17 protein-coding genes and 1 pseudogene are annotated in these 13,714 nt (G+C 70.0%); 3 read left to right on the forward strand and 15 right to left on the reverse strand.

The genetic code is table 11. From position 1 onward, the window contains the following. Positions 1 to 172 precede the first annotated feature (172 nt). On the forward strand, positions 173 to 982 hold the full coding sequence (locus AB0I88_RS39500) for a tyrosine-type recombinase/integrase (protein WP_361037142.1): 810 nt from the start codon (positions 173 to 175) through the stop codon (positions 980 to 982). A gap of 55 nt (positions 983 to 1,037) precedes the next feature. On the opposite strand, the gene AB0I88_RS39505 is transcribed toward AB0I88_RS39500, so the two are convergent. Next, positions 1,038 to 1,286 carry a DNA-binding protein gene (locus AB0I88_RS39505; RefSeq protein WP_361037109.1) on the reverse strand — a complete coding sequence of 83 codons (249 nt, stop codon included), beginning with the start codon at positions 1,284 to 1,286 and terminating at the stop codon, positions 1,038 to 1,040. Positions 1,287 to 1,472: 186 nt separating this feature from the next. Between AB0I88_RS39505 and AB0I88_RS39510 the strand changes: the two genes are divergently transcribed. Both AB0I88_RS39510 and AB0I88_RS39515 read left to right on the forward strand, forming a co-directional pair. Then, entirely contained in the window at positions 1,473 to 1,631 is a 159-nt protein-coding gene (locus AB0I88_RS39510) for a hypothetical protein (RefSeq protein ID WP_361037111.1), read from the forward strand. A gap of 50 nt (positions 1,632 to 1,681) precedes the next feature. Further along, positions 1,682 to 1,810, forward strand: a complete 129-nt coding sequence (locus tag AB0I88_RS39515; RefSeq protein WP_361037113.1) for a hypothetical protein — start codon at positions 1,682 to 1,684, stop codon at positions 1,808 to 1,810. Between the two features lie 94 nt (positions 1,811 to 1,904). Here AB0I88_RS39515 and AB0I88_RS39520 read toward each other — a convergent pair whose 3' ends face one another. The 14 genes and pseudogenes from AB0I88_RS39520 to AB0I88_RS39585 form a co-directional block, all read right to left on the reverse strand. Further along, entirely contained in the window at positions 1,905 to 2,570 is a 666-nt protein-coding gene (locus AB0I88_RS39520) for a hypothetical protein (protein WP_361037115.1), read from the reverse strand. Then, entirely contained in the window at positions 2,570 to 2,872 is a 303-nt protein-coding gene (locus AB0I88_RS39525) for a hypothetical protein (protein ID WP_361037117.1), read from the reverse strand. The genes AB0I88_RS39520 and AB0I88_RS39525 overlap by 1 nt, the downstream gene beginning before the upstream one ends. Positions 2,873 to 2,890: 18 nt before the next feature. Further along, positions 2,891 to 3,490: a hypothetical protein gene (locus AB0I88_RS39530; RefSeq protein WP_361037119.1), complete on the reverse strand. Its 600-nt coding sequence runs from the start codon at positions 3,488 to 3,490 to the stop codon at positions 2,891 to 2,893. 12 nt (positions 3,491 to 3,502) lie between these two features. Beyond that, on the reverse strand, positions 3,503 to 4,228 hold the full coding sequence (locus AB0I88_RS39535; RefSeq protein ID WP_361037121.1) for a hypothetical protein: 726 nt from the start codon (positions 4,226 to 4,228) through the stop codon (positions 3,503 to 3,505). After that, positions 4,221 to 5,339, reverse strand: coding sequence for a DUF5047 domain-containing protein (locus AB0I88_RS39540; RefSeq protein WP_361037123.1), 1,119 nt, complete (start codon positions 5,337 to 5,339; stop codon positions 4,221 to 4,223). Before AB0I88_RS39540 ends, AB0I88_RS39535 begins: the two co-directional genes overlap by 8 nt. Beyond that, a complete protein-coding gene (locus AB0I88_RS39545) occupies positions 5,336 to 6,142 on the reverse strand; it encodes a hypothetical protein (protein ID WP_361037125.1) in 807 nt (268 codons plus the stop codon). The genes AB0I88_RS39540 and AB0I88_RS39545 overlap by 4 nt, the downstream gene beginning before the upstream one ends. Then, on the reverse strand, positions 6,139 to 7,389 hold the full coding sequence (locus tag AB0I88_RS39550) for a hypothetical protein (RefSeq protein ID WP_361037127.1): 1,251 nt from the start codon (positions 7,387 to 7,389) through the stop codon (positions 6,139 to 6,141). The genes AB0I88_RS39545 and AB0I88_RS39550 overlap by 4 nt, the downstream gene beginning before the upstream one ends. After that, positions 7,389 to 7,838: a hypothetical protein gene (locus AB0I88_RS39555; protein ID WP_361037129.1), complete on the reverse strand. Its 450-nt coding sequence runs from the start codon at positions 7,836 to 7,838 to the stop codon at positions 7,389 to 7,391. Before AB0I88_RS39555 ends, AB0I88_RS39550 begins: the two co-directional genes overlap by 1 nt. 135 nt (positions 7,839 to 7,973) lie before the next feature. After that, complete coding sequence (locus AB0I88_RS39560; protein ID WP_361037131.1) at positions 7,974 to 8,243, reverse strand: hypothetical protein; 270 nt, start codon at positions 8,241 to 8,243, stop codon at positions 7,974 to 7,976. A 9-nt stretch (positions 8,244 to 8,252) separates the two neighbouring features. Next, positions 8,253 to 8,660: a hypothetical protein gene (locus AB0I88_RS39565; RefSeq protein ID WP_361037133.1), complete on the reverse strand. Its 408-nt coding sequence runs from the start codon at positions 8,658 to 8,660 to the stop codon at positions 8,253 to 8,255. Beyond that, complete coding sequence (locus AB0I88_RS39570; RefSeq protein ID WP_361037135.1) at positions 8,660 to 9,004, reverse strand: hypothetical protein; 345 nt, start codon at positions 9,002 to 9,004, stop codon at positions 8,660 to 8,662. Before AB0I88_RS39570 ends, AB0I88_RS39565 begins: the two co-directional genes overlap by 1 nt. Continuing rightward, positions 9,001 to 9,606 carry a hypothetical protein gene (locus tag AB0I88_RS39575; RefSeq protein WP_361037138.1) on the reverse strand — a complete coding sequence of 202 codons (606 nt, stop codon included), beginning with the start codon at positions 9,604 to 9,606 and terminating at the stop codon, positions 9,001 to 9,003. The genes AB0I88_RS39570 and AB0I88_RS39575 overlap by 4 nt, the downstream gene beginning before the upstream one ends. A gap of 31 nt (positions 9,607 to 9,637) precedes the next feature. Continuing rightward, positions 9,638 to 12,595 (reverse strand): phage portal protein, encoded by a 2,958-nt coding sequence (locus AB0I88_RS39580; protein ID WP_361037140.1) that lies wholly within the window; start codon positions 12,593 to 12,595, stop codon positions 9,638 to 9,640. Positions 12,596 to 12,671: 76 nt separating this feature from the next. Continuing rightward, positions 12,672 to 13,714, reverse strand: a pseudogene (locus AB0I88_RS39585) (terminase); the annotation flags it as partial.

The following is a 13,714-nucleotide window of genomic DNA, read 5'->3' on the forward strand; positions in this document are numbered from 1 at the left end:
TACCCACGGGTACGCCCAGTATCACCCGGTCGGGGAGCGGGTTGTCCACACCGTAAGCCCTAGCGGACCATCATCACCCGTTCGTACGGACGTTCTAAAAGGAATGCGAACTAAGCCACTGGAGCGTTGACGAGTGGGATCTCTTAGTGATCAAGTGTTCGCCGTGAGTGAAATGATCTGTGCCTACGAAAGGCACCTCCGAGCGGCGGAGAAGAGTCACAAGACCATCTACGCCAGAGTCAAGCTGCTGCAGCGGCTCAACGACGAGCTTCCCTGGGGCCTGGCCTTCGCCTCCACTGAGGAGCTTGAGGACTTCATCGGGTCGGGCGACTGGAGCTCCTGGACGCGGCGGACGTACGGCAACCACATCCGATCCTTCTACAAGTGGGCCGACCGGCGGTGGCTGGACGGCAACCCGACCGCCGACATGGCCAAGCAGCGACGGCCGGCCGGGGTGCCCAACCCGGTCAGCGATGACCAGTTGGCCACCGCCCTGGACGTGTCGCCGGAACCCTGGCTCACCGGGATTCACCTCGCAGCATTTCAGGGGATGCGGGTCTCGGAACTGGCCGGCGTGCATCGGGAGGACGTCACCGAGGACGCCACCCGCATCCGCGTAGCTAAGGGCGGCGACCCGGAGAGCGTCGACACGCACCCGATGGTCTGGGAGTTGCTGCGAGACCGGCCACCCGGGCCGGTCTGTCGCCGGCCCAACGGCAAGCCGGCGCCGGTGGGCTGGTTCACCGACAACGAGCGAGCCTTCTTCGACTCGGTTGGGCTGCAGAAGGTGACCATGCACAGATTCCGGCACTGGTTCGGCACCAAGCTGCTGAACGAGGGGAACGACCTGAGAACGGTCCAGGAGGCGCTACGCCACAAGAGCGTAGCCAGCACCCAGAACTACACCTTCGTCGCAGGCGGGCAGCGCCGACTAGCCATCAGATCACTGCCCGCCCCGACCAGGCGCCCGCAAGAGCACTAGGCACCTTCATTACACACCAGCCGCCCCGGCGCTGCACAGCAGCCCGGGGCGGTTTCTATTCGTCCTCGCCCTCGCCCTTAGCCAGGCGCTTTGCGCGCTCGACGGCGTACCTCTCGACGTCCGTACTCCGCCAGACCGCACCCATCGCCAGCTCACGCCACGGATCAGGGAAGTCCTTCCGGCCGATCAGGGTGTACGCCCACTGGCGGCTGACACCCAGTCGTACGCGGATCTCCTCCGGGCCCATCGGGTACGGCTCATCGCCCGCGGTGCCCTCGCCGGCGGCGGGCGTCGTCTCTGCCATAGGGCAGACGGTAGACAGTGGATGATCTTGTCTTCATCAACACCCTACGCATCGTGTCCTATGTGCTACTGGCGTCAAGTACTTACATCACGTAATCTGTCGGTCGCGGCGGCGTGCTCAGGCGCCCGCAAGAACCTCCAGCCGCCGCCGCGCAAATCCCCGCACATCGACAGGGGAGGACAGATCATGCTCGCCGAAGTCATCCGCCACGTGATGTGGCGCCGCAGAGTCGCAGCCGCACACCGGTGGCGGGACGCTCAGCGTGCCGAGTACGAGGCTGCGGTGCGCCGGATCGTCGACCTGGTGCCGACCGGGCACGGCCGGACGGGACGGCCCCGCTCATGAGGTGGTGGGAGATCGGCTACGCGGCAACTGATGCAGATGCATCAGTCGAGGTGGCTACTTCTAGCCACGTGCCGGAGGACGAGCCGCCGTCGATCATGCGCCTACTGCTGGCGAAGGACGACGCCGAGCGGCTGGAGATCACGCCGGGCCGCTGGTATCTGCCGGGCACTCCCCCGTAACCAGAAACTAGTAGGCCCTGCCCTTGCCGGGGCAGTGAGGGCGGTACGTCGTGGTGAGCGAGACCCGGGCCACGGCGGGCCGCCCTCGACCTTGTTAGTTCCTAACAGCCTGTTCGATCGCCGCGAGCAGCTGCTCATGCCGGACGCGGGCGCGCTGCTCGGACATGCGGATCCACCCGCCGACCCTGCCGCGCTCCCGCGGGGTCTTGGTGCTGTCGGGGTTCTCCTCGGTCCAGCCGCGCAGTTCGGCGGCCACCGCGGTGTTGATGGTCGCGCTGAGCCACTTCTTGTCGGCGTCGGTCAGGGCCACGGGGATTTCCTCCAGGTGCCAGGATGCGGTCGATGCCTCGTGCCGTGAGTCGTACGAGGCCGAGAAGTGGGCATGCTGGGTGTGCGGGTTGTCCCCGCTGTACGAGCGCCGGCGCCACCCGTTCGACGCCTCCCAGATGCGCTCGTTGTAGATCACGTACCGGAGGCGGCGTTCGGCGCCGGACCGGCACCGGCCGACGACGTGCTGGACGACGGCCTCCATCGTCAGGCCCGGCTCGCGCAGGTTCACGTCGAGGTCCAGGGCGTGCACCTCGTGCTTGGTGTCCGCGTCGCGGATCGGCACCCGGCCGGTCTCGTCGTCGTTGTGGTCCGACACCCGGTCCTGGTGGGCACGGTCACCGATGGTGCCGTCGCTCGACCGGTCGCGGCCCGGGGCAATCGCGTCGACGTCGGCGCGCAGCTGCACGAGGCACGGCACCAGCACGGCCATCAGCGGACGTCCCGCTCGTCGAGGACGCCGCGCACGATTCCCGCGATCCGCGCGTCCAGCTCGCCGTTCAGGCGCCCGGCGACGGTTCGCAGGATCGGAGTCTGGGCGGCCGTCTCGGCGGCAAGCTCGTCGACGCGGCCGGACACGCCGCCGGCGACCGCGGCACCGCCGCCGATACCACCGAGGATCGCCAGGACGGCGATGATCGCGGCACTGTCCCAGTGCGCCAGGGTGGCCAGCGCCACCGTCACCGTGGCCAGCACGGCGATCAGGCCCACGGCGGGCCAGGTCAGCTGTTTCACGTGCAGGGTCCTTTCGGGTTACAGCGGCCGGACGTACTCCCACTCGACCGCGCTGGTCAGCGGGGGGTTGACTTGCGTGTTGTCGGATCCGGCGGAGTCCTGACGGCCCATCAGCTCGATGTAGTCGGTGGTGCCGTTCATGGCGACGGTGACGGTGAGCTGCTGGGCGGCGATCGTGGTGGTGCCGGGGATGCGCACCGCGCCGGCGATGCTGGTGGTGCCGTTGAGCCGGAAATGCGCGTCCAGGCCGACGCCGGTGGTCTGCCCCTCCCACGTGACGGTGCCGGTGAACCGGTAGTAGCCGGCCACCGTGGGTGTGATCCGGGACGTGTTGGTGCTGGTGGAGTGGAACCCGTGGGTGTCGTAGTCCTCGGCGGTGAACGTGATCGCGGTGAACGTGGCGTCGGGCAGTGCTTGCGCCACCGTCTGTGTGGCCCGGCCGATCGGCTTACCCGTGGTCCGGGCCTCCAGCACGTCCAGGCGGGCGTCGTGCGCGTCCTCGACGGTGCCGAGCGAGGCCTCGACCGCGGTCGCGAGGTTCTGCCCCAGGGTCGCGCCGTTGGGCGGGTCGGTGGCCTCCTGGTAGGGGAAGGCGTAGCGGGCGGTGGTGGCGGCCATGACGGGCCCTCCTTAGATGGCCTGGACGGTCAGAGAGCGGTTGGCGAACGTCGCGAGGGCCGTGAATCCGTCGATCGCGTATCGCGCCGTGAACGTGGTGGCGCCGGGGGTCAAGCCGGACAGCAGGACGGTCTTCGACGCGTCCAGGACGCCCCGCAGGTCGGTGTCGAAGGTGGGCGTCTGCGCCGTGGCGTACCCGATCCGGCTACGCAGCGCCCGTGCGATGCCCGCCGAGAGCGTGTTGGCCCCGGCCATGGTGAAGCTCATCTGCGCCCCGGCACTGTTGACGCCGAATCCGCGGTCGGCCTGATACTCCATGGCCGCGCTGAGCGTCACCAGCACCCGGCCGGACGCGCCCACCGCGATCTGGACCTCGGGTCCGGCGGTGGCCAGGTCGGTGAAGCTGACGCTGCTGGTGGTCTCGGACGTGGACACTGATGCACTGGCGGTCCGCAGCGACGACAGGGCGGACACGGCCTCCGGTGTGCCGGGGATCGTGAACCTGCCGAGAATCCCCCACGTGGCGCCCGCGGTGAGGATGCCGACGACGTCCCCGGCGGCGAGGATGGCGGCCTCGCTGGTGTTCAGGATCGGCAGGTTCGTCATCAGGGACCGGCCCACCAGCACGGTGCTCTCGGCCGTCTCCTGGTCCCACGTGACGATCACGCCTTGCCGGAAGCCGGCGCCCGGCCCGGCGGCCGGGGCGGTCAGCAGCGGCACCAGGTCGTCACTACGCATCCGCTTCTCCGATCACGACGAGGGTCTGTTCGCGGGTCTGCCCGGTCATCGCGGCGGCCGGGGACAGCGGCACGGTCAGCCGCTCGATGACGTGCGTCTCGGTCCGGCCGGCCAGGCGCACGCTCACCGGGTCCCACGGCTCCAGCGCCGGATTGACGATCGCCTGAAAGTCGACGTTGTACGGCAGGCCGAGCGTCTGGCGGAGCATGGCGTTCGCGGTGGTCTGTGCCTGCCCGGCGGTCACGATGAACGACGACGTGTAGAACCGGGGCACCTTGCCGAACGGGCCTCCCCAGTAGGTAGGCGAGTTCGGGTCGTTGTCGTAGGCGATCGCGGACGGCGGGGCGGTCGTGTCGACGGCCTCACCGGTGACGACCACCGCGTTGTAGACGCCCTCGTCGGAGATCTCCCGGCCCAGGTCGATCAGCACGCCGCCCTCACCGGAGTCGACGGCCCACACCGGGTCGGACGGGTCCGGCGGGTCGGTGATGACCAGATGCCCGCGGTGATCCCAGAACCAGATCTTGCCGCGCCCGGCGACGAGCTCGGCGAGGAACGCGTGCCGGTCCTCTTCGGCGATCACGGCCCGGGCGAGCGGGTCGGTGTCGGTGGTGTCGTCCCACTCGATCACCGCGCCCGGGTACACGTCGGTGACCAGCTCGGTGACGACGTCGCCGTACGTGTCGGTGGCGGCGAACTGGACCGGCGCGATCAGCCGGGCCTTGACGAGTCCGCCCATGCGATCCTGCCCGGCGATCCGGATCGGGCCGCCGGACGCATCGTCCTGCTCCACGCTGGTGATGCGGAAGTAGCCGAGCGACACCCACTCGATCCGGCCGCCGCCGAACGCGATCCCGCGCCGCACGAAGATCTCGTTGCCGTACGGGGCAAGCAGGTCACCGGATCCGGTCGGGAAGCTGCCGACCACGTCCAGGGCGAGGGTCGCGCGGACGTCGGCGGACGCGTCGAGCTGCACGTCCCCGCCGATCACGGGAATCTCGGTCCCGGCCGGGGCGGTGCCGGTCTGCCCGGCGTCGACTACGAACGCCTGCACCGCGGCGGTGTGACTGCCGCGCAACGTCCGTAGGAACGCATCACTGACGGGCCTCACGGGACGATCACCGTCTGCGGGTCGGACACGTACTCGGCCACCTCAGCCCACGACCCGAACTCGGCCAGGATCGCCGACCAGGTCCCGAACTCGGCCAGCAGGCTCTCCCACGTCACGGTCGAGCCGACGACATCGGGCCCGGGTGCCGCCACTTCGGTCAGCGGCAGATCGAACCAGCGCCGCGCCGACGTCGACCCGTACCGCGACCGCTTGACGTCCCCCACCACGACGTAGCCGCCCGGGATCGTCGACAGCGTGCCGGTCGCGGGCACCTGGATGTAGAGGGGGTCACCGGACGCGAACACCAGATCTAGTGCGTCAGCGTCGCTCACACTGTCGGCCTTGATCACCATGTCCCACTCGCGGGCGAGCCGGACATCGGTGACCGCGATCGGGAAGGACCTGCCGATGATCGGGAAGACGCCGTTACGGGCAGGCCGGGTGATGTCGCCGTGCGAGACGACGGCCACGCCGCGGTTGAGCCACGGCCGGGTGATGCTCTTGAGCCACACCGCGGACTGAGCCGGGGTGATCTGGCCGGAAGGGTCGGTGCCGATCGGGTTGACGCCCGCGCCGTACCGCTGTAGGCGGTACCGGTTCACGGCGCCGGGAACGAATTCGTAATCGTCCAGGGTCACCGTGTCGCCGGGGACGGCGGGGATGCGGGTGCCGCCGCGAATGGTGGTCCACTGAATGCCGTTCGGCGACCGCTGCACGTTCACCGACTGCGTGCTCCCTGCGGGCACCAGCGCGGAGATGCGTACCCGGCTCAGGATCGGGTCGAAAGTGGCTGTGAGGCTCACGCGTACGCTCCCCGTGCTCCGGCGCGGCGCTTGAGGTCGCGCCGTTCCAGCCGGAGCACCTTGGTCACCTCATCGGCCAGGTGCACGTGGACCTCGTAGACGTCCCCGCCGCCGATCTCGCGGTTCGGGGTGATGAAGCCACCGCCGCCGCCCATGGTCAGCACCTCCGGGCCGCGCTCACCGATCAGGTAGGACCGGCCGGCCGACACCGGGCCGCCGGACGCCCGCTCGGACAGCCGCGGCGCACTGATGCTGTTGCCACCGATCCCCGGCACCCACCCGGGCACCGTCCACGACAGATTGCCGATCGTGCCGTTCCACAGCCTCACGACGGCGTTGAACGCGGAACGGAAGATGCCCACGAGCTTGTCCTTGACGCTGCCGATGCCGTTCTTGATCCGTTCAGGCAAGCCCTTGAACCACTCGACGACGTTCCGGCCCGCCTCGATCGCGCCGTTCTTGAACGCGACGAACTTGTCCTTGGCCTGCACCAACGCCCGCCTGTGCGCGCCGTACCACTCGGTGAGTTTGGAGATCAGCCACCCGAATGCGCGGATGATCCACTCGATGGCGGTGAGCAGGTCACCGAAGAACGTCGCGGCATCGTCGCCGTTCTCGCTGATCGACGTGAAGAAATCGCCGATCGCGTCGCCGATCTTCGGCAGATGCTCGGCGAGCTTGTCGAACATCGGCAGTGAGGCCTCGGTGGCCTTCTCGATGCCCGGCATCACCTTCTCGAAGAACTCGCCCAGCTTCGGGGCGAGCTTGTCGATCACCGGGGCCATCAGCTCGCCGAGCCGGTCGATGTGCGGCTTCAGCTTGTCGAGGGTCTTGCCGAACGTCTCCGCCGCCCGGATCAGCGGACCCTCGAACGGCTTGCCGAAGTCCTCGAACGTCTTGCTGGCCTTCTTCTTCAGCCCGGCGAACGCCGCCGCCACCTTGGGGTTGTCGGCGGCCGACTTGATCCCCAGCGCCAGCACACCGCCGCCCACCGCGCCCAGGATCGCCGCGCTGATCGCGGCACCGATCACCGGCGCCATCCCGGCCGTCAGCACCGCGGCGATCGCCATGCCCTGGGGCGGCAGCGCGCCGATGGCCTGCTGGACCTTCCCGGCGACGCCCGCGGCCGCGGAGGTGACCGTGCTGCTCACCTTCTCCACGGCCTTGGTCGCGGACTTCGCGGCCCGGTCGAGGTCCTTGGCCTCACCGGTGAACCGGATCTTGATCGTGCGCAGCCCGGCCGCCATCACGCGCCCCCGAACTTCGCGATGATCTCGTCAGCGGCGGCGAGCCACTCAGCGGAGATCTCCGCCTGCTCAGCCTCCACCGTCTCGAAGAACCAGTACGAGCCGCCACTGAGATGCACCTTGCCGAACTGGCGGTAGTAGTTCGACCCGAACTCCGAGCCGAACAGCAGCTTGAACGCGGGCTTACGGTTGCGGCCCAGCTTGCGGGCACCGCCGGCGGTGATCACCGGCACCCGGTCGCGGGCCGGTCGCACGGTGGTCGCCACGAGCGCCGCCTGACGGCCCTCAGCACGGCCGGCCGCCGCGGCCGCCGTCGCCAGCTTGCCCGCCAGCTCGGCCGCCGCCGCCCGAATCTCATCCGACGCGTCCTTCGGCAGGGCGTTGAGGGCGGCGATCGTCTCGCGGAGACCGTCGATGCGCACCTGCACGGTCAGCCCGGTCTTAGCCACCCCGCCCTCTCCTCTCCTGCTCGTCCTGCATGTCCTCCAGCAGCTCCCAGCACGTTGCCTTGACCCGGTCGTCCAGGTCGGCGATCACCGGGTACGGCCAACCCGTCGACAGCGCGAGCGCGACATCACGCCGGACTACGCTGCCGACCGGGTAGGGTCCGGGTCCTCCAGGTCGAGCACGTCGAGGTCGGTGCTGTCCTCGAAGTCGGCGAGGGTGCCCGCGTAGAGGCCCTGTCGCACGCTGGCGTGGTAGGCGATCCGGTACAGGTCGACGGCCTTCATGTCGCTTTGCAGGCCGGCCAGGCTCGCGCCCTTGGTCGTGCGCTCCCACTTCGCGACGTCGCGGGTGGTCGCGACGACCTCGTACGCCGGGCCGTCGTCGGGGGTGACGTTGAATTTGAACACCGGGCGCTCCTAGACGGACTGGCTGAACACGGGCTGGTCGAGGACGGCGAACGTGGCCTCGAACTGCTTGAAATTGCCGACCTCACCACCGAACTCCACCGGCACCGGCACGATCTCGCAGACCGCCTTGTCCTGCCCGGCGCCCGCTTTGGCCTGGATCTCCACGGTCAGAGTTCCGCCGGCCGCCGCCGCGTCGTCGAGGGCGTCGGCCAGACCGCCGGTGCCGCGGTCCTGGTGGCCGGACAGCTCCAGCGTCCACGCGGTGGTGTCGCGGTCCTGGTCGACGCCACCGAACGTCCTCATGGTCTGGATCGGCGTGTCCGGCACGAGACGCGCCTTGGACACCTGAGCGGTGTAGGTTACGGACTCGATCGTCACGACCGGGTTCCGGAGCACCATCGCGCGTGCGTAAGCCATTACGCCTCTCTCCTTACAGTGATCATCATCGCTTCGAGGTCGCCCGCGTCCGTGGCGACCAGGCCCGGCTCGATCCGGTCCACATGCGCCACGTCGGTCAGCGCGTCGCTGATCGGCTCATGCCACGCGTCGAACGCTTCGGACGCGCGGATCTCATCGGACGGCAGGATCACGACCACCCGCCACGTGGCCTCGCAGTCGTACGCCGGGCCGCGCTCCAGCCTGCCCAGCAACGGCCATCCCGCTCCCGGGGTCAGCACCCGCGGCCGGTACGGATGCCCGGTCACACCCTCGACGGTGGACAGCGCGGCGGCCAGCTCGGCGCGGTCGTCTTGCAGGCTCATCCCATCCTCAGCTTCCGCCAGGGTCCTTCGAGGCGGCGCACCTCCGGGTCGCGGCCGGGCAGGATCGTGTCCCCGCCCTCCGCGTCGCCGCGCAGCACCGCCAGCGGCAGGCCACGCAACGCCAAATTCCGGGCGCACCGGCGTAGCAGCGCCTCACGCAGACTCGCCGGATAGGCGGCCGGCACCCGGCACACGTCACGCTGGGCGGACGACTCCGCGGCGAGCGCCGCGGTGATCTCGTCGTCCTGATCGACGTCGGCCAGCGGGATCCGCAGGTACGTCTTGACCTCGTCGAGGTCGGGCATCGCCGTCCCCGCCACCGTCGCGGTGACGTGCGCGGCGAAGTCGACGGCCCCGTGCGCCGCGGTGGTCACCCGGGCCACGTACCGCCCGGCCGTGCCCACCACGTACTCGGCCCGGTAGACGCCCGTGCTGATCTCCTCGGCCACCGGCGACGTGGTCGACCCGCCCGGCAGGGTCACCACAATTGTGGGGACCACGTCGGCCGGGCAGCCGTCCGAGTCGGTGACCGCCACGACCAGCGCCCACACACCGGAGATCGGCAGGTCGACGCTGGTCGAGCTGAGCGCCCGCACGCCCATGACGGTCACCTCCTCTCAGGCTCGGCGCGGATCAGGTGACGGAGTCCCAGATGACCTGGCGCACGCCGCCGATGTCGGTGTTCGCGAACGCCTTGTAGCCCCAGATCGCGAGGTCGACGTACGCGACCGGCGAGTACGAGCCGGCCGTCTGCCCGGACCCGGGGAACTCCAGCCGCTGCGGAGCGGTGTGCCACGCGAACACCGTGGACGGGTCGAACAGCCACGAGTTGTTCGCCGCACCGGCCGTGCTGGCCAGCGCCCACGAGGGGATGCCGGTCACGCCCGCAATGTCGAGGGTGCGGAACCTGCTCGCCGCCGTGCCGTTGGCGTTCATCGGCGACAGGATCGGGTAGTACGGCCGGTTGCTGGTGTCCCGCGCCCCGGCCAGCTTCTTGTACAGCACCGCCTCGAGGACGAACGCCCGGAAGTCGTAGCCGCGGGTGAACTGGAGATCCGCGAGCGCCGTCTCGATCCCGGCGACGACCACCGCATCGGTGCCCGCCGTGGTAAGCGTGATGTCGGTCGCCGCGGTGAGCGTGTTCAGGAACGTCGCGGCGGCGCTCTCCAGGCCCTCGCGGTAGCCGCGAACCATCTGGTTGAAGATCAGCCCGGACACGGCCGGGTTGCCGCCCATGTCCCACACCTCGCGGGTGATGCTCGCCTTGCCGGAGATCGCGGTGGGCGTGACGGTCTGGTTGGTCGTCACGAACGACCCGGACGCCGGTTCGGTGCCCTGGGTGTGGTCGGCGACCAGGCCGGCCGCGCTGGAGAACTTCGGGAAGGTGAACGGCTGGATGCCGTTCGGCGGCGCGCCGCGGCCGATCAGGTCCATCAGCGGGGTGCGGTAGTCGCGCTGGTCGACGTACATGTCCGGCCGCTGGATCGCCGGGTTCAGGTGGGAGACGTCGGTCGAGTCGACGTCGGCGAACGTCGCCGACAGCAGGCCCATGACCCGCTTGCCCGCGTCGGTGAACCTGCCCTCGCCGTCGCGTTCCCGGGCCATCTCCGCCAGGTCGGCGGCGAAGTTGTGCTCCTGCTCGTTGGCGAACACGAACTCGCTGTCACCGAGCACCCGGTTGAAGACGGTGCGCACCCGGTACGGCAGCGCCTCGTTCACCTGGACCGGCGGCGGCGTGCGGGTCGGGTCGACGGTCGGCCGGTCGGCCGGGCCGGTGCCGAGACGGCCCATCAGGGCGTCGAACTGCTCGGCGGAGAACGTCACCGGCTGCGGGGCGGCCGGGGTCTCCTCGGTCTGGATCTCCTCCGGCATGCCGGATCCTTCCTCTCGGGCCGCGGTGACGCTCGTCAAGCGGCTGTCGTCGAATGCGGGCACCGCGGTCAGCGACACCTCGCGTAGCGCCGCCTGAGTCACCAGGTACGCGCCGGGGTTCTGCGGGTCCGGGGACAGGTCGGTGTCCCGGAAGTCGACGCCGATCGACAGTCCGTCCAGGACCTCGTCGACGGCCAGGGCGAGGGCCTCGTCACCGGCCGCACCCGGGCTCACCTGGAAGGTGGCCACCAGGCCCTGATCGGTGTCCTCCAGCCGGACCGCCTTGCCGATCGCCGAGCCGGTCTGGTGGTCGCGCAGCAGCTTGACCCGGTTGACCGCCGACCAGCGCACCGAGCCCTTCGCGAACCGGTAGCGCTTGCCGCCGGACCGGGCCACCTTGCCCCACGGCACAGCCAGGCCGGTGATCGTCCGCGCCTGCTGGTCGACGGCGAACGCGGCATCGACCTCGTAGCCGAAGCTCAGGCCCTCCCGGGCGAACGTGACCGGTGTACCGGCCGCTTCGATCTCCTGCACGGGCTCTCCCACACTCGACTCGACCTGACGCGGCGCTTGCGGCTTCTCGATCACCCGCGGCGGCCGGCCCTCGTCCTCGCGGACCTCGGCCGCGTCGGTGGCGCCCATGCCGTGATAGATGGCCTGAACCTCGGCGCGGGTCTTCGGGTCGGCCTTGAGGTAGTCGCGCAGCGAGAAGCGGACGGTCACGCCGCGCTTGGTCACGTCCGGCATGGACAGCCGGTCACAGACGGCCCGCATGTACGGGGCCAGCACCTCGTTGATCCGGTCCTGACGCCGGTCGGTGGCGTTCTGGTAGGTGCGGGACGTCGTGTTCACGCCCAGGTCCTCGGGGTCGACGCCCAGCGCGTTCGCCAGGTCCAGCGACGCCCGCTGTTGCATCTGCACCAGCTGGAGCTCCGCCGGGGTCGAGTCCTGGATCGCCTGATAGTCCAGGGCGTACGGCACGTACCCGTCCACCCGCTTCGAGGCGGCATCGTGCCACGCGTCGAGCGCGTCGAGGATCGCCTCATCGTCGGCCGGGTCCGCGCCCTCCTTCGGCGCGAAGTAGCCGCGCCGGCGCGGGTTCCGCGCATACAGCTCGCTCGCCGCATCGAGGGCGATCGCCCGCCGGATCGCCTTCTGCCCGGCGACCAGCAGCGGCGGGTTCGGCGAGTCGAAGCGGCACACCTGATCGAACGGCACCGGAACGCCGGCCATCCACACGACGCCCTCGGTCGGCAGGCCGGACGGAAGCCGGGCCCGGTCGTAGCCGGTCGGCGGGTTCATCGACACCTGACCGGGCGCGTACCGGACACCGTTCACCGGGTAGCCGTCCCACCCGAACGCCGTCCACCGCAGCCACGCGACACCCTCGAACAGCAGATCCTCGACCAGCATCGACAGCACGGCCACGTTGGTCGTGTCCGGATCGATCTGGCGTAGCAGCCGGTGATCCTGGATCCGGTTGTCGGCGTCGACGGCCTCCAGTGGCAGCGTCGCGATGGAACAGATCATGTTGCGCCCGCGCAGCACCGCCGGCACGCCTAGCGCGTCCTCACGGCCCACCCGGCCCATGCCCCGCAACAGACCCTCGACGAGGACGTTCACCGGCTCGTACGGGGCCGAGAACCGGGCCGCGCGCGGCTCGTCGAACGTCTGCGTGCGCATGCCGAAGACGGCCCGCAGACGATCACCGATGCCCATGATCACGATCGTACGTCGAGAAAGGTTGAAAGTTAAACCTTCATGGTCCCTAGGAAATAGGGACCAGAGGGGCCGTTCAGGCGTTCCGCGGTAGCAAGATCCGGGGCGTCCCGATGGCGGTCGGCAGCGTCCGCGCCAGGTGCGCGGCACCCGAGATCGCATACACGGCGTCGACGTGTTGAGCCTCAGAGTCGGTCGTGGACCGGTCGAACACCCACGCCCCGTCGCCGCGCGTCCGCTTCCCGGCATGCCCCACCTGGTGATCCAGCAGCGTCTGCCCGGACTGTGCTACTCCGTTCGCGGTGACCAGCTCGGCGAGGCCCATGCAGACCGCCGGCGTCTCGGCCCGGATCTCGGTCACCGTCACCCCGGGAGGTGGCCACCCGCGACGGCCGGCCTTACGCCGGTCGGCGAGCGTGGCCGCCACCGCGGCGGCCGGGCCCGCCGGCAGCCACCCGAGGACCTGCGGCCGGACCCGGGCCACCCACTCCGGTAGCTCCCGTTCCAGCGCAGCCGCGGCGCCCGGGCCCTCCCATGCCTTGGCCGCCTCCACACGCACCCGGCCATCGGCGAGCACGGCCGCCACGGCGAGTGTTGCGTGCTGGCCGTCAGGGGACAGGTCGACGCACGCAGCGAGTCTCGACCGGGCGCCGGAGAGGTCGCCGACGTCGAGGCATGCCGCCCAGGCGGCCGGGTTGATCGCGGGGTCAAGGTTCGGGACGTCCATGCACAGCACCTCGGTCAGGAAGCCGGTCCGCTGTTCAGGGTCGGCGTCCTTCGCGACCGCCTTGATGGCGCTGGACCGGATCGTGTCGTAGTCCATCCGGCCGCGGCCCAGCTGCGGGTTGGCCGCGGCCCACCCGGCCGGGTCCATCGGGTCGGTCCCGGCCGGCGCCGAATACTCGAACAGGCCGAGCCGCCAGTCACCCTCGCCGGTCTCGATGTAGCGCAGCGCGTCCTTGCGCAGCGACCGCAGCACGACCGCCCGCGCGTCACCCTGGTTGGAGATCATCACGGCCTGGCCGTGGGGTTGAGCGTTCATCGCGTACATGGCCGCGTTGTAGGCGTCCCAGGTGTGGTGCTCGCGCAGCTCGTCACAGATCAGCCGCTCGACCGGTA

This window comes from Actinoplanes sp. NPDC049802, assembly GCF_040656595.1.
In the GTDB taxonomy this organism is placed as follows: Bacteria; Actinomycetota; Actinomycetes; order Mycobacteriales; family Micromonosporaceae; genus Actinoplanes.